Annotated in this window: 23 protein-coding genes; 7 read left to right on the forward strand and 16 right to left on the reverse strand. The window is 69.8% G+C overall.

Annotated features, from left to right (window positions below):
• Positions 1 to 19 precede the first annotated feature (19 nt).
• Positions 20 to 664 (forward strand): hypothetical protein, encoded by a 645-nt coding sequence (locus V1227_RS19305; protein ID WP_329787022.1) that lies wholly within the window; start codon positions 20 to 22, stop codon positions 662 to 664.
• A gap of 126 nt (positions 665 to 790) precedes the next feature.
• Positions 791 to 3,016 carry a sensor histidine kinase gene (locus tag V1227_RS19310; protein ID WP_329787023.1) on the forward strand — a complete coding sequence of 742 codons (2,226 nt, stop codon included), beginning with the start codon at positions 791 to 793 and terminating at the stop codon, positions 3,014 to 3,016.
• Positions 3,017 to 3,307: 291 nt separating this feature from the next.
• Here V1227_RS19310 and V1227_RS19315 read toward each other — a convergent pair whose 3' ends face one another.
• Together V1227_RS19315 and V1227_RS19320 are read right to left on the reverse strand one after the other, a co-directional pair.
• Complete coding sequence (locus V1227_RS19315; RefSeq protein WP_329787024.1) at positions 3,308 to 4,315, reverse strand: ketoacyl-ACP synthase III family protein; 1,008 nt, start codon at positions 4,313 to 4,315, stop codon at positions 3,308 to 3,310.
• A gap of 5 nt (positions 4,316 to 4,320) precedes the next feature.
• Positions 4,321 to 4,908, reverse strand: a complete 588-nt coding sequence (locus tag V1227_RS19320; RefSeq protein ID WP_329787025.1) for a flavodoxin family protein — start codon at positions 4,906 to 4,908, stop codon at positions 4,321 to 4,323.
• Positions 4,909 to 5,016: 108 nt separating this feature from the next.
• Between V1227_RS19320 and V1227_RS19325 the strand changes: the two genes are divergently transcribed.
• Positions 5,017 to 5,622: a response regulator transcription factor gene (locus tag V1227_RS19325; protein ID WP_329787026.1), complete on the forward strand. Its 606-nt coding sequence runs from the start codon at positions 5,017 to 5,019 to the stop codon at positions 5,620 to 5,622.
• Positions 5,623 to 5,728: 106 nt separating this feature from the next.
• Here V1227_RS19325 and V1227_RS19330 read toward each other — a convergent pair whose 3' ends face one another.
• The 4 genes from V1227_RS19330 to V1227_RS19345 all read right to left on the reverse strand — a co-directional run bounded on the left by V1227_RS19330 (position 5,729) and on the right by V1227_RS19345 (position 9,459).
• Entirely contained in the window at positions 5,729 to 6,946 is a 1,218-nt protein-coding gene (locus tag V1227_RS19330) for an NAD(P)/FAD-dependent oxidoreductase (RefSeq protein WP_329787027.1), read from the reverse strand.
• 1 nt (position 6,947) lies between these two features.
• Complete coding sequence (locus tag V1227_RS19335; protein ID WP_236223591.1) at positions 6,948 to 7,727, reverse strand: SDR family NAD(P)-dependent oxidoreductase; 780 nt, start codon at positions 7,725 to 7,727, stop codon at positions 6,948 to 6,950.
• Between the two features lie 13 nt (positions 7,728 to 7,740).
• Positions 7,741 to 8,064, reverse strand: a complete 324-nt coding sequence (locus V1227_RS19340; RefSeq protein WP_236223592.1) for a 2Fe-2S iron-sulfur cluster-binding protein — start codon at positions 8,062 to 8,064, stop codon at positions 7,741 to 7,743.
• A gap of 150 nt (positions 8,065 to 8,214) precedes the next feature.
• Positions 8,215 to 9,459, reverse strand: a complete 1,245-nt coding sequence (locus tag V1227_RS19345) for a cytochrome P450 (RefSeq protein ID WP_329787028.1) — start codon at positions 9,457 to 9,459, stop codon at positions 8,215 to 8,217.
• A 143-nt stretch (positions 9,460 to 9,602) separates the two neighbouring features.
• Here V1227_RS19345 and V1227_RS19350 point away from each other — a divergent pair, with 143 nt between their 5' ends.
• On the forward strand, positions 9,603 to 10,724 hold the full coding sequence (locus V1227_RS19350; protein WP_329787029.1) for an epoxide hydrolase family protein: 1,122 nt from the start codon (positions 9,603 to 9,605) through the stop codon (positions 10,722 to 10,724).
• 62 nt (positions 10,725 to 10,786) lie between these two features.
• Here V1227_RS19350 and V1227_RS19355 read toward each other — a convergent pair whose 3' ends face one another.
• Complete coding sequence (locus tag V1227_RS19355) at positions 10,787 to 12,214, reverse strand: DHA2 family efflux MFS transporter permease subunit (protein ID WP_329787030.1); 1,428 nt, start codon at positions 12,212 to 12,214, stop codon at positions 10,787 to 10,789.
• A gap of 218 nt (positions 12,215 to 12,432) precedes the next feature.
• On the opposite strand from V1227_RS19355, the gene V1227_RS19360 reads away from it, so the two are divergent.
• Positions 12,433 to 12,915, forward strand: a complete 483-nt coding sequence (locus tag V1227_RS19360; protein ID WP_329787031.1) for a hypothetical protein — start codon at positions 12,433 to 12,435, stop codon at positions 12,913 to 12,915.
• A 787-nt stretch (positions 12,916 to 13,702) separates the two neighbouring features.
• On the opposite strand, the gene V1227_RS19365 is transcribed toward V1227_RS19360, so the two are convergent.
• The 3 genes from V1227_RS19365 to V1227_RS19375 form a co-directional block, all read right to left on the reverse strand.
• Positions 13,703 to 15,121, reverse strand: a complete 1,419-nt coding sequence (locus V1227_RS19365; RefSeq protein ID WP_329787032.1) for an alpha/beta hydrolase — start codon at positions 15,119 to 15,121, stop codon at positions 13,703 to 13,705.
• An 18-nt stretch (positions 15,122 to 15,139) separates the two neighbouring features.
• A complete protein-coding gene (locus V1227_RS19370; RefSeq protein WP_329787033.1) occupies positions 15,140 to 16,162 on the reverse strand; it encodes an NADP-dependent oxidoreductase in 1,023 nt (340 codons plus the stop codon).
• Between the two features lie 86 nt (positions 16,163 to 16,248).
• Positions 16,249 to 16,686, reverse strand: coding sequence for a nuclear transport factor 2 family protein (locus V1227_RS19375; protein ID WP_329787034.1), 438 nt, complete (start codon positions 16,684 to 16,686; stop codon positions 16,249 to 16,251).
• 158 nt (positions 16,687 to 16,844) lie between these two features.
• Between V1227_RS19375 and V1227_RS19380 the strand changes: the two genes are divergently transcribed.
• On the forward strand, positions 16,845 to 17,327 hold the full coding sequence (locus tag V1227_RS19380) for an SRPBCC domain-containing protein (protein ID WP_329787035.1): 483 nt from the start codon (positions 16,845 to 16,847) through the stop codon (positions 17,325 to 17,327).
• A 248-nt stretch (positions 17,328 to 17,575) separates the two neighbouring features.
• On the opposite strand, the gene V1227_RS19385 is transcribed toward V1227_RS19380, so the two are convergent.
• The 3 genes from V1227_RS19385 to V1227_RS19395 are packed head-to-tail and all read right to left on the reverse strand — an operon-like array spanning position 17,576 to position 20,381.
• Entirely contained in the window at positions 17,576 to 17,836 is a 261-nt protein-coding gene (locus V1227_RS19385; RefSeq protein ID WP_090100688.1) for an ACT domain-containing protein, read from the reverse strand.
• Complete coding sequence (locus tag V1227_RS19390; RefSeq protein WP_329787036.1) at positions 17,836 to 19,548, reverse strand: acetolactate synthase large subunit; 1,713 nt, start codon at positions 19,546 to 19,548, stop codon at positions 17,836 to 17,838. Before V1227_RS19390 ends, V1227_RS19385 begins: the two co-directional genes overlap by 1 nt.
• A 17-nt stretch (positions 19,549 to 19,565) precedes the next feature.
• Positions 19,566 to 20,381, reverse strand: a complete 816-nt coding sequence (locus V1227_RS19395; RefSeq protein ID WP_329787037.1) for an AfsR/SARP family transcriptional regulator — start codon at positions 20,379 to 20,381, stop codon at positions 19,566 to 19,568.
• A gap of 406 nt (positions 20,382 to 20,787) precedes the next feature.
• Here V1227_RS19395 and V1227_RS19400 point away from each other — a divergent pair, with 406 nt between their 5' ends.
• The gene (locus tag V1227_RS19400) at positions 20,788 to 21,852 is read left to right on the forward strand and encodes a sensor histidine kinase (RefSeq protein ID WP_329787038.1); all 1,065 of its coding nucleotides are present in this window, start codon (positions 20,788 to 20,790) and stop codon (positions 21,850 to 21,852) included.
• A 39-nt stretch (positions 21,853 to 21,891) separates the two neighbouring features.
• On the opposite strand, the gene V1227_RS19405 is transcribed toward V1227_RS19400, so the two are convergent.
• The 3 genes from V1227_RS19405 to V1227_RS19415 all read right to left on the reverse strand — a co-directional run bounded on the left by V1227_RS19405 (position 21,892) and on the right by V1227_RS19415 (position 24,081).
• Complete coding sequence (locus V1227_RS19405; RefSeq protein WP_329787039.1) at positions 21,892 to 22,497, reverse strand: response regulator transcription factor; 606 nt, start codon at positions 22,495 to 22,497, stop codon at positions 21,892 to 21,894.
• A 246-nt stretch (positions 22,498 to 22,743) separates the two neighbouring features.
• On the reverse strand, positions 22,744 to 23,424 hold the full coding sequence (locus V1227_RS19410; RefSeq protein WP_329787040.1) for an SDR family NAD(P)-dependent oxidoreductase: 681 nt from the start codon (positions 23,422 to 23,424) through the stop codon (positions 22,744 to 22,746).
• A gap of 66 nt (positions 23,425 to 23,490) precedes the next feature.
• On the reverse strand, positions 23,491 to 24,081 hold the full coding sequence (locus tag V1227_RS19415) for a TetR/AcrR family transcriptional regulator (RefSeq protein ID WP_329787041.1): 591 nt from the start codon (positions 24,079 to 24,081) through the stop codon (positions 23,491 to 23,493).
• Positions 24,082 to 24,170: the final 89 nt, after the last annotated feature.

Below are 24,170 nucleotides of genomic sequence, written 5' to 3' on the forward strand. Positions count from 1 at the left end.
CTGCCCGAGCGGAGGCGCCGTGGTGCCCACCGAGTCGCACATCCCGGCCTGCCGCCCGCTGTGGTCGTTGCTGGAGGACGCGTTCGTCGACGAGGGGAGCGAGCACCTGACCGTGCACGGCAGGTGGGGCTCGATCGAGATCGCGGACACCAGCCCGCTCGTGCGCGAGGCGCTGCACCGCATGAGCCTGGGGCCGGTGGCGCTGGAGAACATCTCCGCGCTGCACGAGAACTTCGTGAGGTGGAGGGCCGGGGCCGGGCCGTGCCTCATCTGGCGCAAGCTCAAGAACACGCTCGACCTGCTCGGTGGCTGCGTCGTGCCGTCGCTCGGGCTCAACGACGGCGCCGGCCCGATCCTGTCGCTCGTCGCGGTGACGCGGGACGCCACCTTCTGGTTGCCCTTCATCGGGGAGGACGAGCTCGTGACGATGCGGTGGGGCACCGGGATCGACCGGCTCAACGGAGACCAGGCACTGGCGTGCCCGGGCCTCACCTACCAGGTGATCCTGCACGGCGCGCCCGCCACGGAGATCGCGAAGTCGTTGCTGGACAACGCCGGCACGATCACTCAGGTCGCCGAGACGCTGCACGTCGAGAAGGCGCTGGTCGCCGACGTCGTCGCCTATCTCGCCGGGGCAGGGCTCGTCGTCCCGGCCAGGTGCTGAGCCGCTGTCGTGGTGCTCCGGTCACGGATCGCAAACCGCGCGACTTCCCAAGACACGCCCGTATCATGGCCGTGTCCCGACCCTCGCGTGGGAGCTGCTGTGACATCACGACAGGAACGCTCATCCGTGTCCCGTCGTTTGGCGTACGTCGTCATCAGCGTGGTCTTCGCCAACTACCTCGGCAACGCCTTCTCCTACGTCCTGAACGCCGGTCCGACACCCGCGCGCGCCGCGGCCGCGCTCGTCTGCCTGCTCCTGATCGGGTACCTGCAACTGCGGGTGTTCAGCCGGCCGGGGTCCGACCTGCGTTCGGGCAGGGCGCATCTCGCGCTGGGCGTCATGGCCGGGCTGGTGTACGCGCCGGTCCCGTTCTTCCCCAACGCCTGGCACGGCATGCCCGGCTTCCTGGCCGGCAGCGCTCTGCTGGTCCTGCCGCGCCGGGTGCGGTGGCTGGTGTTCTTCGCGGTGGCGCTGAGCAACGGCGCGATCAGGTCGTTGTACGTCAGCGACCCCGCCCAGCTGGCCTACTACGTGGTGCAGTCGTTGGTCGCCGGCCTGGTCGTCTACGGCCTGTCCCGGCTCCCGGCACTGGTCGAGGAGCTGGAGACCGCCCGCTCCGAGCTCGCCGACCTCGCGGTCTCGCAGGAGCGCCTGCGGTTCGCCCGCGACCTGCACGACCTGCTCGGCTTCAGCCTGTCCGCGATCACGCTGAAGGTCGAGCTGACCTGCAGGCTGATCGGCACGCACACCGAACGCGCCGTGCGGGAGCTGACGGACATCCTGAGCATCGCCCGCGAGGCCCTGGCCGACGTTCGCGCGGTGGCCTCGAGCTACCGCGAACTGTCGCTCGCCGACGAGATCGAGTCGGCGCGGTCGGTGCTGACCGCCGCGGGCGTGCGGACCACGATCGAGACGGACCACCCCGACCTCTCACCCCGATCCCGGACGGTGCTCGCGACCGTGCTGCGCGAGGGCGTGACGAACCTGCTGCGGCACAGCGAGGCGACCCGCTGCACCATCACGATCTCCGGCACGGACCGGCTGGCGTCGATCGACATCGTCAACGACGGAGCACTCGCCGAGACCGGCGCCAAGCGCGGCAGCGGTCTGAGCAACCTCACCACCCGCACCTCGGCCATCGGTGGTTCCCTGCTCGCCAGGACCACCTCGGGCGGCACCTACCACCTGCACGCCGAGGTGCCGGTGGAACCGGCACCCGAGAACCAGGCGGCCGCGCCGCGCTTCTCGGGCCCGCCGATCGCGACGCGGTTCGCGCAGGTGCTGATCACGGCCGTGGTGGTCGGGTACGCGGCGATGGCGATGACGCTGGTGACGTACTACCCGGTCAGGTCGGCCGGGGTCGAGGTCGCCGCGATCGGCATCGTCGGCACCGCCGTGCTCGTGCTGGGCGTGGTGATCCGCCCGCACGTCCGGCTGAGCCTGTCGGGGCGGGTCCTGGTGCTCGCCGGGCTGGCGTTCTGCGTGTTCGTCCCTCCCCTGGTGTTCGCCAACCCCTACCTCGCGGGCGTGCCCGGCTTCCTCGCCGGAGCGGGGGCCCTGCTGCTGCCGCGCCGCGCCGGGTGGATCGCGTTCTTCTCGGTCGTCGCACTGCAGGGCGTGATCTACAGCGCGCTCGGCGAGAACGCGGTTGCCATCGCGTACGGCGTGATGGCCACGACCAACCACGGCCTGGTGCTCTACGCGCTGACCCGGCTGCGGTCCATGGTGAACCAGTTGCACGAGGCGCGGGAGGAGCTCGCGGCGGCGGCCGTCACGCAGGAACGGCTGCGGTTCGCCCGCGACCTGCACGACCTGCTCGGCTACAGCCTCTCCGCGATCACGCTGAAGAGCGAGCTGACGCACCGGCTGCTCACCGCCGACCCGGACCGGGCGCGGCAGGAGCTCACCGAGGTGCTGCAGATCTCCCGGCAGGCGCTCGCGGACGTGCGGTCGGTGGCGCTGAGCTACCGCGAGCTGTCGTTCGACGAGGAGGCCCGGTCGGCGCGGGCGCTGCTGTCCGCGGCGGACATCGACGTCACCGTCAGGATCGAACCCTGCGACCGGCTGTCCAAGGAGGTGAAGGTCACGCTCGCGACCGTGCTGCGGGAGGGCGTGACGAACCTGCTGCGGCACAGCAAGGCCGGGCGCTGCGAGATCGTGGTGTCCAGCTCTGGCGAACTCGTCACGATGGACATCGTCAACGACGGGATCTCGTCGAGCCACCAGAGTTCGCGGGACGGCAGCGGGATCGGCAACCTCACCACCCGCGTCCGCGCGCTGGGCGGTGACCTGCAGGCGGGCCTCACGCCCGAGCACACCTACCGGTTGCGGGCCGAGATCCCCATCGCCTGATCGCCCGCTGCCGCGGCGGCACCCAACACCCGGCTGGACGCCGGCCGCCGAGGTCGGCGGGTGGGCACCGCCCGGGTTGCTCGGCACCCACCACGAGGAACGCCGACTTCGCGGCCAGGCGGATGATGTTCACGCTGGTCCAGCCGGCACTGCTCAGCCCGGGCAGGGCGGTACGGCGAACCCGCCTCGGCGCTCGCCGCCCGGCCTGGCGTCCGGCACGGGGTCACCGGTCCACCAGCCCGGAGGCCGGACGGAGGCCCTGGGCGCGGCTCGCCAGCAGCTCGCCGGCGGTCACAGCATCTCGAGGACCGCGCATCCCCAGCTGTAGCCGGCGCCCACGCCGAACATGACGATCCGCTGCCCGGACCTGGCCTTGCCGGTCCGCACGAGGTGGTCGAGGCTCGCGAACTGGTCGCCCGCGCCGAGGTGGCCGACCGTGCGGCTCCACTCCCAGGTGGTGCGCTCCGGCGCGATGTCGTACGGGCGCAGGTAGTTCACGTCCAAGCGGCGGCGGCCGAAGTGCGGCAGGATCACCCAGTCGGCGTCGCCGATCTTCATGTCGGCCTCCGACAGCGCCTGCTCGACGGCGAGCGCCTGGCCTGCGTTGGCCTTGTTGATGCCGTAGGAGAGGCCGAACTCCCGGCTGAACGTCTGCTTGGCCTCCTCGAAGTCCACCGGGATGCGGTGCGAGAACGGCGCGAGGCCGAACGGCACGTCGCCGCGGTGCAGCGGCTCGAGGTCCGAGTCGGCGTTGATGGCGAGCGAAAGCAGCTGCGCGTAGCCGCCGCGCGTGGACAGCACGATGGCCGACGCGCCGTCGCCGTAGGGAGTTCCGGGATCTGTGCGCCACCGGTCGATGCCGGGCAGGCAGAAGCGGTCGGAGGACGTCAGGAGCGCGTCCCTGCCCGGCCTCGCGGCGAGGTAGGACACCGCGAGGTCCATCGCGGCCAGGCCGCCGTTGGACATCTGCCGGATCTCCAGCGCCAGGCAGGAGTTCCGCACTGTCTCGCGTTGGATGTACGAGCCGACGGGCCACAGGTCCTGGCCCTGGTGGTAGGTGGTGGCGTGCAGGATCAGATCGACGTCGCCGGGCGTGGATCCCGCGTGGGCCAGCGCCGCCCTCGCCGCCTCGACCGCCATTTCCGCCGCCGACTCGTCCGGGGACACCGAGACGGACTCGACGTCCGTCCGCGCGACGAGCCTGGGCTCGCACTCCCCCGAGACGATCGCGTCCGCGACCGTCAGCGTCGACGGCAGCCGCACTCCGTTGCCACTGACGAAAACATCCTTCACTCGCACCGCGGTCAGACCTCCTTCAGCGCGCGTGCGACCCGCACGACGCGTTCCGCCTGCAGTTGAGCCGCCCGCAACGCCCTGTCGCCGACCGGCGCGTTGTCCGCGCCCAGGACGTGCGAGGTGCCGTAGGGGTTCAGGTCGCCACCCGGGGGCACGATGATCCCGCCGAAGTGGCAGGCCATGTTGTAGATGGACACGAGCGTGGTCTCCATACCGCCGTGCGCGCTGACGCCGGAGGTGAAGGCGCTGTACACCTTGTCCGCGAGCAGGCCGCCGGACCACGCGGGCCCCAGCGTGTCGATGAACTGCTTGAGCTGCGCGGAGACGTTGCCGAAACGGGTCGGCGTGCCGAACAGGACGGCGTCGGCCCACAGCACGTCGCCGGCCGACGCCACCGGGACGTCCTCGGTGTCCCTGAGGTGCGCCGCCCAGGCGGGCCGGGAGTCCACCACGTGCCGCGGCGCCAGCTCCGCGGCACGGACCAGCCGCACCTCGGCGCCCTGCTTCTCGGCCGTCTCGGAGATCTCCGAGGCCAGGCGGTGGATCGTCCCGGTCGAGGAGTAGTACACGACTGTCACGTTGACGCTGCGTTCCACGGCGCATCCCTTCACCAGGCGGCTCTTCCCACCCTTCTCGGGTCGCCTCGATGTGGCGTGGAGCGCGACATGAACGTTCGGAGATATGGTGGCGCGCGGAGGGGCGCGATGATCAGGGTTCTGCTCGCGGAGGACATGCACATGGTGCGCGGTGCTCTCATCGCGCTGCTCAACCTCGAACCGGACATCGAGGTCGTGGCCGAGGTCAGCTCGGGCGACAGGATCGTGCCGACCGCGCGTCACCACAGCCCGGACGTCTGCGTGATCGACATCGACCTGCCGATCCTCGACGGGCTGACTGCCGCGGCGACGATCCGCGAGACGATGCCGCAGATCAGAACGCTGATGCTCACCTCGCTCGGCCGGCCGGGCACGCTGCGCCGGGCGCTGGCGGCCCGCGTCGACGGGTTCCTGCTGAAGGACGCGCCACCCTCGGAGCTCGCCGAGGCGATCCGCCGCGTCAACGCGGGCGAGCGCGTCGTGGACAGCCAGCTCGCCCTCGCCGCGTGGGACCGCGGCGAGTGCCCCCTCACCGACCGCGAGCTCGAGGTGCTCCGGCTGGCGGCGAACGGCACCGACGCGCCTGACATCGCTGTCGCACTGTCGCTTTCGGTCGGCACCGTCCGCAACTACCTGACGACGATCATGACGAAGCTCAACGGCCGCAACAAGGTGGACGCCATCCGCATCGCCGAGGAAGCCGGCTGGCTCTAGCCGTGTCCCGCGAGTCCGTCCGGCGGGGGTCACGGGCGAGGGCCGCGACCCCCGCGGACGGGAATCGCGGGACGGCGCCCCGGGCATCAGCCCCGGCCCGCACCCGTCACGCCGCCTGCTGCCCGCTCGTCCGCAGGTCGAAGCCCGGACGGGCGACGATCTCCGGGGTGAGCGCGTTGCCCGCCTCGAGGATCCGGCGTCCCATCAGGAAGTCGATCGGGCGGTTGCACGCCTCGACGCCGACCAGCCGGTCGTCCTTGAAGCAGAACACCGAGAACCTGCCTTCCGCCGGGTCGCCGACGGTGACCGCGCGGTCGTGGCCGTCGGTGAGTCCCGCGATCTGCAGCTTCAGGTCGTACTGGTCGCTCCAGAACCACGGCAGGGCGGTGTAGGGCTCCGCACCGCCCAGGATCGCGCTCGCGACCGTCGTGGCCTGGTCCGTGGCGTTCTGCACGGACTCGAGGCGCGTGAGGCCGCCGGTGAGCGTGCTGGCGAACCGCGCGCAGTCCCCGACCGCGTGAACGCGCTGGTCGGTGGTGCGCAGGTGCGCGTCGACGACGATGCCGTCGTCCACCGCGAGTCCGGCGCTCCGGGCGACCTCGGTGTTCGGGACGACCCCGATGCCGGCGACGACGAGGTCCGCCACGAGCACCGTGCCGTCGGTGAGCTCGACGAGACCTTCCCTGACGGCCGCGACACCTGTTCCGGTGAGCACCTGGACGCCCTCGCTCCGGTGCCGGTTGGTCAGGTGCCGCGCCGTCTCGGCCGAGACGGCCCTGTTCATGACCAGCGGCTGGGCCTCGACGACGGTCACCTCGTGGCGCAGTTTCCTGACCACGGCGGCGAACTCGAGGCCGATGAACCCGCCACCGATGACGACGACGTCGAGACCGGTCCGGCCGTCGAGCTTGCGCCGGATGGCGTCCGCGTCGGCGACCGTGCGCAGGTTCAGCACGTGCTCCGCGCCGGGGATCGGCAGCGTGCGCGGCCGCGCCCCCGTCGCGAACACCAGGTGCTCGTAGCTCACGGTGCGGGCACAGCCGAGCACCGCGACGCGCGCCTGGAGGTCGACACCGACCACCCGCTCGCCGCGGACGAGGTCGATGCCCTGGTCCTCGTAGTAGGAGTCCTGCCTCAGGACCAGCCCGGCCAGGTCGGTCTGCCCCGCCAGGTAGTCCTTCGTGAGCGGAGGCCGCTGGTACGGCGCGGCCTGCTCGTCACCGATGAGCGTGATGGGGCCGCGGTGTCCCTGCTCGCGCAGGGACACCGCGACCTGGCAGCCCGCCTGCCCGGCCCCGACGACGACTACCGACTCGCCGCGCATGTCAGTAGTTGCCCAGCCCGCCGCAGACGTTGAGCGCCTGCGCGGTGATCGAGGACGCGGTGTCCGTGGTCAGGTACGTCACGAGACCGGCGACCTCTTCCGGCGTGCTGTACCGACCCAGCGGGATCTTGGCGTTGAACTTCTCGAGGACCTCGTCCTCGGTGACACCCCAGTGGTTCGCGTAGCCCTGGCGGACGCGGCCGGCCATGGGGGTCTCGACGTAACCGGGGCACACCGCGTTGACGGTGATGCCGGACTTCGCGAGCTCGATGCCGACGGCCTTGGTGAAACCGACGACGCCGTGCTTGGACGCCGAGTAGGGCGCGGCGAACACGACACCCTGCTTGCCGCCGGTGGAGGCGATGTTGATGATCCGGCCCCAGGTCTGCTCGACCATCTTGCCGGTGGACAGGACCTCTTTGGTGAAGCGGAAGACACCGTTGAGGTTGGTGTCGATGACGTCCAGCCAGAGGTTCTCGTCCAGCTCGGCGGTGATGCCGCCGCCGCCACGACCCGCGTTGTTCACGAGGATCTCGACGGGCCCGAAGACGTCGACCGCCTTCTGCACCGCGGAGCGGATGTCCTCAGTGGACGTGACGTCGGCGGCGGCGCCGTCCGCCTCGTACCCTTCTTCCCGGAGCTGCTTCACCGTGGTCTGCACGTTTTCGGCGGTGCGCGCCACGACGAAGACCGCGTGGCCCTCCTTGCCGAGGCTGCGCGCGACCTCGAGACCGATTCCACTGGTGGCGCCCGTGACCAGGGCGACCCGTCGCTGGCTCATGCTTCTTCTCTCCTCAGAGTTGCTTCTCAGGCATGTGCACGACGAGGCCGTCCTGCTCCCCGGTCACAGCCAGCTGACAGCTCAGCCGGCTGTTCGCCTTGCGCTCGCAGGCCGTGAAGTACAGCAGCTCGTCCTCGACCTGGTGCATCGCCGACAACGGCTTGGTGTTCTCCGGATCGACGTACACGTGGCACGTGCCGCAGGAGGCGCCACCGCCGCACTGGGCGACGATTCCCTTGATGCCGTTGAGAACAGCGCCGCGCATCACGGTGTCGTCCTGGGCAACGTCGACAACGGTCTCGATGCCGTCGTGCGTTACATAAGTGATCTTTGGCATGGCAGTTCTCCCACGGATCTGCGGCTCGCCGGACAGGTCCACAGTGACGGGTGGCGCTTTGCACGCGGTGGAGACCACCTTGAACGTGCCGCCGGCCCTCCGGACACGACGAGAGGGCCCCGCCGAGGCGAGGCCCTCTCCCGTGTCCGCTCAGCCTTCCGCGGGGACGTCCCAGGTGACCGGCAGCTCCCAGAGGCCGTAGATCACGGCGCCCTCCTTGCGCGGGATCTCCAGGAACGGCTTGGCCAGCCGCAGCGAGGGGATCCGCTGGAACAGCGTCGTCCACACCAGCTGCATCTCCAGGCGCGCGAGGTCGGCGCCGATGCAGTGGTGCAGGCCGTGGCCGAACCCGAGGTGCTTGCGGGTGCCGCGCTCCAGGATCAGCTTGTCCGGCTCCGGGAAGACCTCCGGGTCGCGGTTGCCGTTGAGCCCCAGGCACAGGATGCCGTCACCGGCCTTGATGGTCTTGCCCGCGATCTCGATGTCCTCCAGCGCGACGCGCGGGATGGCGGTGTCACCGATGGTCGCGAGGCGCACCAGTTCCTCGACGGCCGGCTCGATCATGCCCTCGGGGTCGTCGAGCAGCAGCTCGAGCTGGTCCGGGTTCTCCAGCAGGGCGGCGGTGCCCAGCGACAGCATCGAGGCCGTCGTCTCGTGGCCGCCGTTCATCAGCAGGCGGATCATGTTGAACAGGTCGCGGCGCGTGTACTCCTCGCCGGACGCGGCGTACTCGGCCATCGCCCTGCTGAGCAGGTCCTCGCCGGGCTCCTTCTCCTTCAACGTGATCAGCTTGTCGACGTAGGCGTTCACCTCGACGATCGCGGCCTGGCGCTGCTCGGGCGTCGAGTGGCCGCCCAGCAGACACGTGCCGTGCTCGATGAAGAAGTCGTGCTCGTCCTGCGGGATGCCGAGCAGCTCGCAGATGACCGTCATCGGCACGGCGAGCGAGAACTCGCGGTGGAAGTCGATCGGCGGCGTCATCGTCAGGATCTTGTCGATGTAGTCGTCGACGATCTCCTGGATCCGCGGCCGCAGCCGCTTCACCTGGCGGTTGGTGAACGTCACGGCGGCCTTGCGCCGCGTCTTCGTGTGCTCCGGGTTGTCGTAACCGATGAACGAGGTCTCGGTGCGGAACTCCGGCGGCGCGATGAAGTAGAACGGGAAGTTGTCGTGCTTCCGCGACGCGCTGATCCGCGGATCGGTCAGGAGCTCTTTGATCGTGTGGTAACCGCTGATCGTCCAGATACGCAGCCCGGAGCCCGTCAGCGTGACCTGGACGACGTCTTCGTCCATCATGTCGTCGTACTGCTTCGGAGGCGTGAACGGGCACTGCCTCTGGTAGGGGAACGTCTCCTCGGCTTCGGCGCTGCCGGGTTCGACGGCACTTGTGGTCATGACGAGTCCTCCTGGTCGGCTGCCGTGAGGGTGCCACCGCGATCTGGAGCGTCACTCAAAGGTCCATTGTGGACTCAAGGGTGTGTCGAGCGTGAGGCCCTAGCGTCGTCCGCGTCGAAGTCACTCCTACTGGAGGTGAGCAGGTGAGCCAGAAGATCGAGCCGTACACGGTCTCCGTCGCGCAGTCCGCGTTGGACGACCTGAAGGAGCGACTGGTGCGAACGCGCTGGCCGGACGCCGAGACCGTCGACGACTGGTCGCAGGGGCCACCGCTGGCGTACCTGACCGAGCTCGCGGACCACTGGGCGAACGCGTACGACTGGCGCGCGGTGGAGCGCAGGCTGAACTCGCTGCCGCAGTTCCGCACCACGATCGACGGCGTCGGCATCCACTTCCTGCACGTGCGGTCGCCGCACCCCTCGGCCACGCCGATCCTGCTGACGCACGGCTGGCCCAGCGCGCCCGTCGAGTTCCTCGACATCATCGACCTCCTCACCGACCCGGAGGACCCGGCCGACGCGTTCGACGTCGTGTGCCCGTCGCTGCCGGGCCACGGCTTCAGCGACAGGCCGGCGACGACCGGGTGGACGGTGCAGCACATCGCGGAGGCGTGGGCGGAGCTCATGTCCCGGCTCGGGTACGAGCGCTACGTCGCGCACGGCGGCGACTGGGGGTCGTGGGTCTCGGCCGCGCTCGGCACCGCCGACCCCGAGCACCTCGCGGGCATCCACCTCACGATGCCTCTCGCGCGCCCGCCGCAGGAGCAGGTCGAACTCGACGAGCGCGACCAGCGGGCGATGGCGCGGATGCAGGCGTTCGGCAAGAACCGCTCCGGGTACGCCGCGATCCAGTCGAGCCGCCCGCAGGCGCTCGGTTACGGCCTCTCCGACTCCCCCGCGGCGTTGCTCGCCTGGATCGTCGACCGCTTCTGGGAGTGGGCGGGGCACGACAACGACCTCGAGCAGGCCGTGCCGAAGGACAAGCTGCTCGACATCGTGTCGACCTACTGGCTCACCGGCACCGGCACCTCGTCGGCCCGGTTGTTCTGGGAGAGCTTCGACAAGGAGCCGATGAACCCCACGGACGTGCCCACCGGCGCGTCGGTGTTCCCGAACGACGCGTGGCTGCCGCGTGCGTGGGCCCGCACCCGCTTCACCGACCTGCGGTACTGGCGCGACCTGCCGGAGGGAGGCCACTTCCCGGCACTGGAACGCCCCGTGGAACTCGCCGCGGAGCTCCGCGCGTTCCTGCGCGTGCTCGACTGACCGGACGGGCACGGAAAAGGGGGAGCTCCCGCTCGGGAAGCTCCCCCTTTTCCGTTGCGCGCTCAGACGTGCGTGACGACCCGCGCCGGGTCCTTCGTCACGGCACCGGACGCTTTGGGCACCGTCAGCGCCGCGAGCAGTCCGATGACGAGCAGGCCGGCCGCGCCGAGGAACGCGTGCGAGTACCCGGACGCCATCTCGTCACCGATCTGCGACTTGCCGCCGCCCGCGTTGGCGACGGCCACGAGCAGGGCCAGGCCGGCCGCGCCACCGACCGTCTGCCCGGTCGTGAGCAGCCCGGACGCGAGACCCTGCTGGCTCGACGGCAGCGACGCGGTGGCCAGGTTCGCCGTCGTGGCGAGGATCATGCCCACGCCGATGCCGAACAGCACGCACGGGCCGAGCAGGTCGATGACGTACGACGCGCGCGCACCGGCGAGGGCCATCCACCCCAGCGCGAGCACACCGACGCCGAGGCCGCTCACCAGCGTGAACCGCTCGCCGAGCTTGCTCGTCTGAGCAGCGACCGCGGTGGCGCCGAGGAAGATCGCGAGCGACAGCGGCAGGTACGCGAGACCCGTGAGCAGCGGGCTGTACCCGAGGACGAGCTGCATCAGCAACGTCAGGAAGTAGAACGTCGCCGCCATCGCGGCGCCGATGCAGAACATCGAGACGTTCGCGGCGACGACCGCGCGGTTGCGGAACACGTTCAGCGGCATCAGCGGCGCGCTGGAGAGCTTCGCCTGGTCGAACAGGAACAGCCCGATGCCGACGACCGCGATCGCGAACGAGACGACGCTGACGGGCGAGGTCCATCCCTCGCGCTCGCCCTCCGCGATGCCGTACACCAGCGCCGCGATGCCGATGGTCACCGACAGGGCGCCGAGGACGTCGAGCTTGCGCGGTCCGGCGGGGGCGGCCGACGGTGCGATGGAGATGGCGGCCACGACGAACAGCGCGATGCCGACCGGGACGTTCAGCAGCAGCACCCAGCGCCACGACAGCCAGTCCGTGACCACGCCACCGGCGAGCACGCCGATCGCACCACCACTGCCTCCCGCGGCACCCCACAGCCCGAACGCCTTGGCCCGCGCGGCGGGTTCGGTGAACGTCGTACCGAGCACCGTCAGCGTCGCGGGTGACATCAGCGCGACGCCGACCCCCTGCGCCGCACGGGCGATGATGAGCGTCGTCGCGTTCTGGGCGAACCCGCCGGCGAGGCTCGCGAGGGTGAACAGCCCGACACCAGCGAGGAAGAAGCCGCGCCGGGAGAACAGGTCTGCCATGCGACCGGCGAGGAGCAGCAGGCCGGCCATCGGGATCAGGTACGCGTTGATGACCCACGGCAGGGTGCTCGCGTCGAACTGCAAGGCCGACTGGATCGACGGCAGAGCCACGTTCATGATGGTGCCGTCGAGCACCACCAGCAGCTGCCCCACGCAACAGGCGAGCAGCACGAGGCCTGTTCGCCCTTGGTTGGTATTCGACATCGGTTGGCTCCTTCGCTGATGTACCGAGAGCGCGCGCAGGCGGTGTGCGCACTCCTCAGGGGACCCAGCCTCTCGCCACGCGGTACATCCGCGATCGGACCGCGCTCAAGCCCCGCGCCCGCGGCGGCATCGGGCCCTGTAGTCGTCCTCGACCGCACCTGGAGGTGCGTTGGCCACGCTGCCTTCGATCGCCTTCGATCCGCAAAGGAATGATTCAGATGCCCCGTATCGTCAAGAACTTGGCCGTGTTCGCCTCGGCAGCGGCGTTCGCGCTCACCGGAGCCGTCCAGCCGAGCGCCGCAGCGGCCGGAGGGGAACCGGTGACCAGCACAGAGTTGAAACCCAAGTTCCACTCGGTGGTCGGTGCCTGGAAGGGGACCGTGCAGCACCAGGGCGGCAGCGGCCCGATCAGCCTCAACTTCGCGTCCTCGGGCTCCGTGTGCCTGCGCTCCGGCGATGGTGAACACGGCTACGGCGAAGGCACCGGCACGTGGGTGTCCACGGGCACCAACTCCGTCAAATTCACCGTGCGGGAGTACCTGTACGACAACGCGGGCAACCCGACCGGTTCGGTCGACGTGAGGCAGGCCGGCTCCATCTCCGGCAACACGCTGTCCACCTCGGGCATGTCCACGATCTACGACGTCAGCGGCAACTTCATCGCGACCGCCCCGGCGTCGATCACCGTGGCCCGCATCTGACCTGATGGAGGAGACCCTGTTCCGCGGCGGCGGGGCAAACTTGCGGAACAGGGTCTCTCGCAGGTGTTCTCCGGCGGCCACCGCCCCGATCTCCGGTGACGCCACACCGCCCTGGACGTCCGCGACGCACCCGCCCGGCTCCGGGCCGGGCCCCGTGACAACGCCCGTTCGAAGGCGCGGCCGGGGAAACACCGCCTCGCGTGGACAGACACCGACGACGTGCAGCCCTCGCGGCCGCATCTCGAACTCCAGGTCGTCGTCCGGGGCGAGCCGGCACGTCGTCGGGCTCGACCGGGCCCAGGCAGTCGCTCAGCCCCGCGAACACCTCGCTCGCCCACTTCTCCGGTGCACCCGGCCACTGCGCGAACCGGCGCGGTGTCGCCGGGCACTGGCGTGAAGTCCGGCAGCCGACGCGGCCACCTCACGGTGACCCCGGCCCAGCACCTGGTTTCCGCGATCACCCGCTCGCCGATGTGCAGCTCGGCGTCGCGGGCCGCGCCGCAATCGTGGTGACCGCACCGGTACGCGTCGACAGGTCCGCGATGGCGAGCGAGTGCACCGTTCCCCGCGGGCCGGAAGCCCCGCCCGGCTCGCGGCTCGCCCGCAACGCGGTGCGAACGTCCACACGGGACGCTTCGGCCACGCGGAGTCCAACGGGCGGTCCGGCGGCGGACATCACCTGCGCGTGCGTCCCGCACTCGCGCCACTTCGGTTCCTCGCTCTCAGCGGGACGAAGTCTGCGGGCGGGCCGTCGGGTCGACGGCCCGCCCGCAGGGGAGGGAAGACTTCAGCGAACCACGTCGTCCGCGGGTACTTCGGGCCGCGGGTCACCCGTGCACGTCACGTCCTCTTCGGGCAGCTCGCCGTCGACCAGGTAACGGGTCACCAGGTGGTCGACCACGGCGTTGCCGGCGAAGGCGAACGTCTCGTGCCCGCCCGAGTCCGTCACGGTGATCATGCGGTGCCCCAGGGACCGCGCCATCTCGACACCGCCCTCGTAGCAGCTCCACGGGTCGCTGTCGGTCTGCACGACGAGGCCCACGGGGTATCCGTCGCGGACCACCTCCGTGAACGGCTCGGTGTGCTTGAACGTCGCGAACGTCCCGACCCACGGCTGCGCGCGCATCACGCCGAAGCCGTAGGGGTACTTCTCCCGGAACTCCCGCATGTCCGCGTAGTAGACCTCGAGGTCGGTCGGCCACTCGCTCTCCAGCGTCACCGCCTCGAGCACCGCCTCCCGGAGACCGCCCATCGTGGAACCGGGGCGCCACGCGCTCTGGCCGGCGAGCAGTGCCTCCGCCGCCGCGGAGTCGCCGTGCGACACCGCCTTGCGCAGATCCACCACGAGCCGGGCGAGCTGGTCCCACTCGTGCCGCCGCGGCGCCAGCACGCCGATCCGCTGGTCGAACAGCGTGCGCAGCAGCGGGCTCGGCGTCAGCGCGGCGAGCCCGGCCGCGACGTCCTCGACGGAGCCGATCACTTCGGCCGCGCCGGCACCGAGCTCGTACCGGCTCACGCGGTCGCCGGCCCACCCCGCCCACGCGTCGACGCTGCTCCGGATCGCGGGGCCCTGCGCCTTGAACTGCGTGCGCCAGTCCCATCGGGGGTGTTTGCACGAGTCCAGCACGCTGCGGTCCAGACGATCCGGGAACATCGTGCCGTACACCGCGCCGACCATCGTGCCGTACGCGTAGCCGAGGTAGTTGATCTTCTCCTCGCCCAGCAGCGCGCGGATGGACTCGATGTCACGCGCGAGGTTGCGGGTGCTGACGTGCCGGCGGAGGGTGCCGCCTGCCCGGCTGCAGCCCTCCTCCCGCTCCTTCATGTCGGCGGCGATCAGCGGGAACTGCTCGTCCGGTGGCCGCGAGTCGAAGGTCGCGGTGATCGGACTCGCCTCGGCGCCGAGGAACGTGGAGTCGCCCGTACCCCGCGGGTCGAACCCGACGAGGTCGTACACCTCGTTCAACGAGGTGGTGCGCCGCAGTTCGGCCGGCATGCGGGCGCCGAGGCCGTCGTCTCCGCCTGGTCCGCCGTTGATCGCCACCAGCACGCCGCGCCGGCGTGCCGGATCGATCGCCGGGATGCGGGTGAGCTTCAACGAGATCCGCTCACCGGCCGGATCGGCGTAGTCGAGCGGCACCTCGACGACGGCGTGCTGCACACCGTCCTCGTCTGCTGCCGACCACACGGGTAAGGACGTCGCCACGTTAAGTCCCCTTGGTTGTCAGGTGAGCTTCACCAGAACGTTGCCGAAGTGCTTGCCCCGCAGCAGGTCGATCAGTGCCTCCGGCGCCTTCTCCAGGCCACCTTCGACGATCGTGTGCGGGAAGACGAACTTGCCTTCCTTCAGCCACGTGCTGAAGTTCTGCTGCCACGACCAGATCTGCTCGGGCGTGTGGTAGGTCGCGAACGGCCGGATCTGGATCTGGCGCACGATCGCGGTCATGATGTCGAGGCGCGGGAACGCGCCGTCGCTGTCGCCGACCTGGCCGGACAACGCTCCGCACAGGGCGAAGCGCGCGTCCTGCGCCGCCGCCTGGACCGCCGCCTCGAACTGCTCGCCACCGACGACGTCGAAGAAGACGTCGATGCCGTCCGGCGCCAGCCGGCGCAGGTTGTCGACGGCCTTGCCCTCCTTGTAGTTGAAGGCGGCGTCGAAACCGAGCTCGTTCACCAGGTAGTCGATCTTCTTCTGGCTGCCGGCGGAGCCGATGACGCGCTTGGCGCCGAGGCACTTCGCGATCTGCCCGGCGAGGGAGCCGACACCACCGGCGGCACCGGAGACGAACACCGTGTCGCCTTCACGCACCTGCGCGATGTCCACGATGCCGTGGTAGGCGGTCGGACCCTGCGTCAGGTAGTGCTGCGGCGTCGGGAACAGGGAGGGGTCGAGCTTCCAGAACGACTGGGCGGGCCCGACCGCGTACTGCTGCCAGCCGTTCATGCCCTGGACGCTGTCTCCCACCGCCAGGTCGGGGCTGTTCGACGCCACGACCTCGCCGACGGCGAAGCCCCACAGCGCCTCGCCGACCTTGTAGGTGGGCATCGGCAGGTCCGCGTCTTCGCGCATCAGGTCCTGCATCACCGCGGTGACCTGGAGGTAGTCGTAACGGACGACGACCTCTCCGTCACCGGGTGCGCGGACATCGACCTCGACGACGTCGAAGTTGGCCTCGGACACGACGTCCGTCACGTGGGAGGCGAGACGCACTTCCCGTGTCTTGGCGGGAATCGCCGTGGTAGCCATGAGGGGGACCTCCATACTAGGAACCGGTTTGGAGACCAGCCTCGGGCATCGCCCTAGAGCGGCGGTCGAGTCAGGCGGCCCGCAGGTCAGGAAGCCCGTGCGACCGGCTCCGCCTGCCCGTCGCGGTGGACGGTCCGCGACTTGGTGCGGAGCTGCCCGTCGACGCGCACCAGGACGTCCTCGATGAAGAACGTCGGCTCGAACGTGACCTTGCCTTCGGCGTCGGTCCGCGTCACGAGAGAGCAGTACGTGACGTTCAGGGTGTTCTCGTCGGCTTCGTCGATCAGGTAGTGGTCGTTCCAGTGCCGCACGGCCACGCCCCGGTACCGCGGCAGGGCGGCGTTGGCGCCGGCGATCAGAGCGGCACGGCCCTCGACCTTCTCGCCGCGGTGGGCGTGGTCGGTGACACCGTCCTCGGTGAACGTCTGGGCGTAGCCCTCGATGTCCAACGCGTCGAGCAGCCGCATCTGCTGCGCGTAGAACGTCTGGACCTCGATGTGGACCTCAACACTGACACGGGACACGACAACTCCTCGTTCGCCGGCTTCGTACGGCGAATATGCGTGGCCCGGCTGGACATCCGGTCGAGCCGTCCTCGTTCGACCCCGCTTCCATCCGGCGTCGAGAGGTGCTCGCCAGGCTGGGGCGACAGCATCCACACCGACCCGCGAGGAGGGCCACTATGGCCTCAGTTCCCGACGTCACCAAGTCGGTGACGGTCGAGGCGACCATCGAGCAGGCGTTCGCGATCTTCGCGGAACGGCCGTTGGAGTGGTGGCCGGAATCGCACGTGTTCGTCGAGCAACGGACGGCGATCACGATCGAACCGTTCGTCGGCGGTCGCTACTTCGAGCGCGGTGCGGACGGTGAGGAGATCGCGTGGGGCACCATCGTCGAGTGGGACCCGCCGAACCGGCTCGTGATGACGTGGCGGGTCGGTCCCCACTGGCAGCCCATCTTCGACGACGAGAAGGCCTCGTTCATCAAGGTCGACTTCGTCGCCACGGGCCCGTTCACGACGACCGTGACCCTGACGCACGCCGACCTGCACCGGCACGGTGACATCGCCGAGACCATCCACCAGGCGCTCAACGGTCCCTCACCCGGCGAGACGCTGGAGCAGTACGCGGCTGTCGTGGCCAAGCACATCCCCAAGGCGGCCTGATCCGCCTCGGCGCGCGAGCGCGACATGCGCTCGCGCGCCGAGGTGCCGGCAACCGCGACCCGACCGGCCGCGGGACAGGGGCGCCGTCGATCACCTCGGCGGCGCCTTCTCTTGTGCCGAAACGATTTCCCGGCGCGGACGTGCTGATCGACGGCGCGTGGCGGCGCGCTCACCGGGATCACTGCCGAACCGTCCCGGGGCGGTGAGAACCTCACCGCCCCGGGCGACTCGCGTTCGTCGTCGCCTGGTCAGGCGCCGAGTTCGAGCTCCTCGTCGGTGTGGCGGACCTCGCGGACGTCGACGAGCCTGCGCAGCTGCTCGACCAGCTGGGCGGGCGAACGGCCTGGCGGGAGCGCGACCTCGACGTCGAGGAGGAAGAGCCCACCGGGACCGGCCGGGCGCAGGCTGAGCCGTTCGACGCCGACTCCCCGGCTCGAGAACAGCACCACGACGCGCGCGAGACCGCCCTGCTCGTTGCGCAGCGACATGGAGAGCGAATGTGTTGTCATCACTCATCTTCCTCGTCGAACAGGGGCCTGATGCCCCTCGCGGCCATGATCTCGTCGTTGCCGGTTCCCGCGGCCACCATCGGCCACACCTGCGAGTCCTGCCCCACCACGAAGTCGACCACCACGGGGCGGTCCCGCACCGCCATCGCCTCGGTGATCACGGCGTCCACCTCGGACCTCTCCGAGCACCGCAGACCCGCGCAGCCCATCGCGTCCGCGAGCTTCACGAAGTCCGGCAGACGGTTGTGGGTGTTCAGCCGCGTGTGGGAGTAACGGCCACCGTAGAACAGGTTCTGCCACTGCCGGACCATGCCGAGGTTGCCGTTGTTGATGATCGCGACCTTGATCGGGATGCCCTCGATGGCACAGGTCGTCAGCTCCTGGTTGGTCATCTGGAAGCAGCCGTCGCCGTCGATCGCCCACACCACCCGGTCCGGTGCGCCGACCTGCGCGCCCATGGCGGCCGGAACCGCGAACCCCATGGTGCCCAGGCCACCGGAGTTGATGAACGAGGCGGGACGTTCGTACTTCACGTACTGCGCGGCCCACATCTGGTGCTGACCGACGCCGGAGGTGTAGATCGCCTCCGGCCCGGCGAGCGTGCTCAGCCTCTCGATCACGTGTTGCGGGGCGAGCGCGCCGTCAGCCGGCCAGTCGTAGCCGAGCGGAAAGCTCGTCCGCAGGCCGTTGAGGTAGTCCCACCACGAGGTGAGGTCCGGGGTTGCGGTCACCACGGCGTTCAACGCGGCGATCACGTCCCGGCAGTCGCCGATGATCGGCACGTCGGCCCTGCGGTTCTTGGAGATCTCCGCGGGGTCGATGTCGGCGTGCACCACCGCGGCGTCCGGCGCGAAGTGGGGCAGCGATCCCGTCACCCGGTCGTCGAACCGGGTTCCCAGCGCGATCAGCAGGTCGGACCGCTGCAACGCGGCGACGGCGGGCACCGTGCCGTGCATACCGGGCATCCCCAGGTGCTGCGGGTGCGAGTCGGGGAACGCGCCACGCGCCATGAGCGTGGTGACCACCGGAATGCCGGTGCGGGTGGCCAGCTGGAACAGCGCCCGGGCCGCGCCGGAGCGGATCACCCCGCCGCCGACGTAGAACACCGGCCGGCGCGCGGTCGCGATGAGCTGGGCGGCCTTGCGGACCTGCACCGGTGACACGGCGGGACGGCGCCGGCCCGCCGGCGGTGCCGGTGTGTAGGTCACCGGAGCCGCCTGCACGTCCTTGGGCAGGTCGACCAGCACCGGGCCCGGCCTGCCGGAGGCCGCGAGGGCGAACGCCTCCGTGATCACCGCGGGGATGTCCGCGGGATCGGTCACCTGGAAGCTGTGCTTGGTGATCGGCAGGGTGATGCTGCGGATGTCCGCTTCCTGGAAGGCATCGGTGCCGATCACCGAGCGGGCGACCTGCCCGGTCACCGCGACGACGGGCACCGAGTCCATGTAGGCGTCCGCGAGCGGAGTGACGAGGTTCGTCGCACCCGGCCCCGACGTCGCCATGCACACGCCCACCCGTCCGGTCGCCTGCGCGTACCCCTGCGCGGCGTGCCCGGCGCCCTGCTCGTGGCGCACCAGCACGTGCCGGATCTTGACCGAGTCGAGCAGCGGGTCGTACGCGGGGAGGATCGCCCCGCCGGGCATTCCGAAGATCACCTCGCAGCCGACGTCCTCAAGCGCCTTGACCAACGCACCTGCACCGGTGGTATCCACGGTTCTCCCGAACGGGTTCAGCCCGCTAGCTGGCGCTCCAGCTGGCGCGGGGACAACGGCTTGTCGAGCGACGGGTCGGAACTCAGGATGGCCCGCTGCAACTGACGCAGCCTTTCGGACGGCTCAAGCCCCAGTTCCTCGATCAGCGTGTCCCGCAGCGACTGGTAGGCCTCCAGCGACTTCCACTGCCTGCCCGCCCGGTACAGCGCGAGCATGTACTGCGCACACAGGTTCTCGTGCATCGGGTGCTGCGAGGTGAGCACGGACAGCTCGCTCAGCAACGACTGGTGCTTGCCGAGCTGGAGGTCGGCCTCGATGCGGGTCTCCAGCACGCCGAGACGGCTCTCCTGCAACCGGGTGACCTCCATGCCGAGCCGGACGCCGATCTGCACGTCCACCAGGACCGGTCCGCGCCACACCTCGGCCGCGCTGCGCAGCAGCCGGCTCGCGGAGTCCAGGTCGCCGATCTCGAACGCCCGCTGACCCGCGATCGCGAGCCGCTCGTAGCTGCGGACGTCGACGCTCTCCGGCGGAACGGCCAGCATGTAGCCCCCGTACCGGGTCACCAGGACGTTCTTCGCGATGCCGGGTTCCTCGCCCGGCATGGCCGCCTCGATGCGCCTGCGCACCTGCAGCACGTAGGTCTGCAGCGTTGTGAGCGCGCTGCGCGGTGGTGTCATCCCCCAGAGCTCTTCGATCAGCGTCGGCACCGTGACGACGTGGCCCGCCTGCAGCCCGAGCAGCGAGAGCACCTGCCTGGGCTTCACCGCGCTCGGCGCGATCGAGATGCCGTTCTCCCGTGCTTCCAGCGGTCCGAGAACCTTGATCTCCATTGGAGCCTCCCCAGCTCAGCAGCGGCCGACTTGGTCGTGCCACAAGTTCACCTGAGCTGGGCTATCTCCCGCCACGGACGGCACCACGACCTTCGGATGGCGCGGTACCGGGTCGGGGGTGAAAAACTCATGTACCGGACGAACCCGGACCGATCCGGCTGGTGATCGGCCGGACACGGTCGGTGACAACAGCGCGGAATACTCGTCCTCCGGCCCGGCATTGACTCGCTGGTCAATGTCGCGCACATCTTCTGAACCGATACAGAACAGTCCCCTGAACCGCGCTCGCCTGTCTACGATTCGAGCTGGGCGCCCTGGGGCCGCGTTTGCTCTGGAGCAGTTGCTCTTGGGGGTAAACGTGAATGCGACGTCTTCTACGCCGAGTTACCGCGCGATCATCGTCGCGGTGTTCACCGCCGTCTGCCTGACCGATCTGACCCGCGCGCTGCTCCTCGCCGGGGAAATCACCGAATTGGCGGTGTCAATCGTCGGCTTGGCGGTACTTGTTCTGCTGCAAGTGTCGTTTTTCAGGCCGCTGGACACTCTTCGGCGGCACCTCGTCCTCGCCGCCCAAGCCGTGCTGCTGGCCCTGCCCCTCGTCCTCTACGGCCATTTTTGGACGGGCGTCGCGGGCCTGGTCGCGGGCAACGCCCTCCTCGTCCTGCGCCCCGTCGCGGGCTGGACGGTCTTCGTGACGACCGTGGCGGCGACCGGTCTCACCCAGGCCACCCACGACGACCCGATGACCGCCGTCGCCGTCACCGCCCTGCTGCTCGCGGGCCTGGCCACCGGCTTCGCCACCCACCGCACGACCTCGTCCGACCAGCAGGCCCCACCGGTCGTCGCCGTCGTGGACGCCACCGTCGCGGCCGTCGCCGCCGAACGCGTCCGCGTGGCCAGGGACCTCCACGACCTGCTCGGGTACAGCCTCAGCGCCATCAAGCTGAAGAGCGAGCTCGCGCACCGGATCGTCACCGACCGCCCCGACCGGGACTGGGACTTCGTGCGCGAGCACATCGTCGAGATCATGGACCTCACCCACAACGCCCTGGCCGACGTGCGCTCACTGGCTCGCGCCTACCGGCCGATCTCCCTGGCGGACACGTCCGACTCGGCCAAGGCGATGCTGGCCGCCTCGAACATCGACGCCCGCGTCCAGCTCAACCACGACCCGCTGCCGGAGACCGTCGAGACGGTCCTGGCGGCCGTGCTCTGCGAGGCCGTCACCAACGTCCTGCGCCACAGCGACGCGAGCACCTGCACCATCGACGTGCGGCAGCGCGGCGCCACGATCCTGCTCGACGTGATCAACGACGGCGCCGCCGAGCGCGCCGTCTCCGCCGACTGCAACGGCGTCCGCAACCAGGCCGAACGCGTCCACGCCGCCGGCGGCACCTTCACCGCCCGTCACGTCGGCGACGGCTCGTTCCACGTCCACGCCACCGTTCCGGCCGCGCTCCCGCACGCCTGACGGCGGTTCACCGGCACACCGCCCGGCGCCGCCGGCCGGTCAGAACCACCCGGACTTGCGGGCGATCCGGACGGCGTCGACGCGGTTGCGGGCGTCGAGCTTGGCCGTGGCGGACGTCAGGTAGTTGCGCACCGTCCCGACGGACAGGAACAACGTCGTCGCGATCTCCATCGCGTCCGCGCCGTCGGAGGCGAGCCTCAACACCTCCAGCTCGCGCGGTGTCAAAGGGCACTCGTCCGTGTCCCACGCCGACAGCGCGAGATGGGAGTCGATCACCCGGCGCCCGACCGAGACGCCGCGGATGGCGTCCGCGAGCTCACCGACGGGAGCGTCCTTGAGGATGAAGCCGTTGACGCGGGCGTTCAGCGCACGGCGCAGAGTGCCCGGCCGGCCCAGGCTCGTGAGAATGAGCGTGCGGGTGTCAGGGGCGGTGTCGTGGATCACGGTGGCCGCGGAAAGACCGTCCATACCGGGAAGATCGATGTCCAGGACCGCCACGTCCGGTTTGTTCTCCGCCACCGCCGCGATGATTTCGTCGCCCGTTGCGACGGACGCGACAACCTCAATATCCGGTTCTAGATTCAACAAAGCGACCAACGCGCCGCGGACCATTTGCACGTCCTCGGCGAGCAGCACTCGGATCATCCGACCCCCCTTGCCCCCAGGTCACCATTTCGAGTTTTACACTCGGTGACCAAGCAGGCAAGCGGTCCGGTCAACTGTTCGGAGCGTTACTCCGAATGCGCCAGCATTATGTGGATTCGTAATCGGCGAGTGACCCGGGGTTACCGCGCGCTCACACGCGGCTCAAGAGCCGAATCGGCGACCGGGACATCCGGGCACGGTCCGGGCGGAACCGGTGGACGCGGTTCGGCGACTCGCCGCGGTGGCTCAGCGGGGCTCGCCCCACCGCTCCAGCAGTCCGAGGCCGCCGTCGACGGTGATCACCTGTCCCTGGATCCAGGCGGCCTCGTCGGTGCAGAGCAACGACACGGCGTCGGCGATGTCCTCGGGCAGGGTGACGCGGCCGGACGGGCTCTTGATCGCGAGCCGGTCGACCAGGCCGGGGTCGATGTTCATGGGGCCGTTGTCGACGACCTCGGTGACGACGGCGTTGACGGCCACCCGGTACCAGGCCAGTTCCAGCGCGAGCGTCCTGATCACGCCGTACACCGGAGTCGCCGTGTAGGCGGCGATGACCACCCGGCCACCGTCCTGCAGCGACTTGGCGAGCGGCTCCACGATGTTGAGCAACGGCGTGAGATCGGGCGTTTCGGCGTGGTGCACGAACATGTCCAGCTGGCCGCGCTCCTGCTTGACCCGGTCGAGCAGGCGGCGCACCGAGAGCTCGTCCTGGACGTCGAACTGGGCGACGGTCACCGAGCCCGGCCTGCCCGTCAGCACGAGCCTCGCCCGCTCCAGGTCGACGTCGTCGCCGGAGGTCGTGATGATGACGTGGGCACCGTTGTCGCAGAGCTTGCTCGCGATGGCGAGGCCGAGTCCGTGCGTTCCCGACGTGACCAGGGCGATCTTCCCGTCGAGTCCCAGGCGCGTGTTGACCGGTTCGATCATGATCGTGACCACCTCGTTGTCCGCGTGGTGATCGACGTTCCGCCGGGGCGCTAGGGCCGAACTCGACTACTTCTTGCGCAAACCCTCCAGAACGCGGAGGATCGCGCGTTCGACCTCGCGGCCGGTGCGCTTCGGGTCGGACGAGCTGGCGATGGTGCTGGCGCACGCGGACAGTGCTCCGAACAGCAGCCGGGCCATGATCTCCACCGGTGCTTCCTCGATCTCGCCGGCGTCCACGAGCAGTTGCACGGCCGTGCGCAGCAATCCGAAGCTGAAGTGCTCCTCGGCCTCGCGCCAGCGCTCCCAGCCCATCACGACCGGCGCTTCGTGGACGATGATCCGCTGGTATTCCGGTTCCAGGCACTTGCGCACATAGGCGCGCAGGCCCGCGACAGCGGTGTCCCAGGGCTCGCCGTCACCGGTGACGACCGCCGTCAACGACTCGATCGAGCGGGTCTCGACCTGGGTGAAGGCCGCCTCGAACAACGCCTGTTTGCCGCTGAAGTGGTGGTAGAGCGCGCCTTTCGTCACGCGGGCGCGTTTGACGACCTCGTCGAGCGAGGTGCCGGCGTAACCGCGTTTGGTGAAGAGGTCGACGGCGCTGTCCACGAGCGCCTGCCTGGTCGACTCCGAGTACTCGGAGCGTCGAGTTCGCACGCACGAAACGTATCTCACATACCGCCGGTACGTACCGGTGGTATGGTCGTGTCATACCGAGGGTATGCGAGAAACCGGGGGTACGAGAA

Origin of the sequence: Lentzea sp. DG1S-22, from assembly GCF_036321065.1 — a bacterium.
In the GTDB taxonomy this organism is placed as follows: domain Bacteria; phylum Actinomycetota; class Actinomycetes; order Mycobacteriales; family Pseudonocardiaceae; genus Lentzea; species Lentzea jiangxiensis.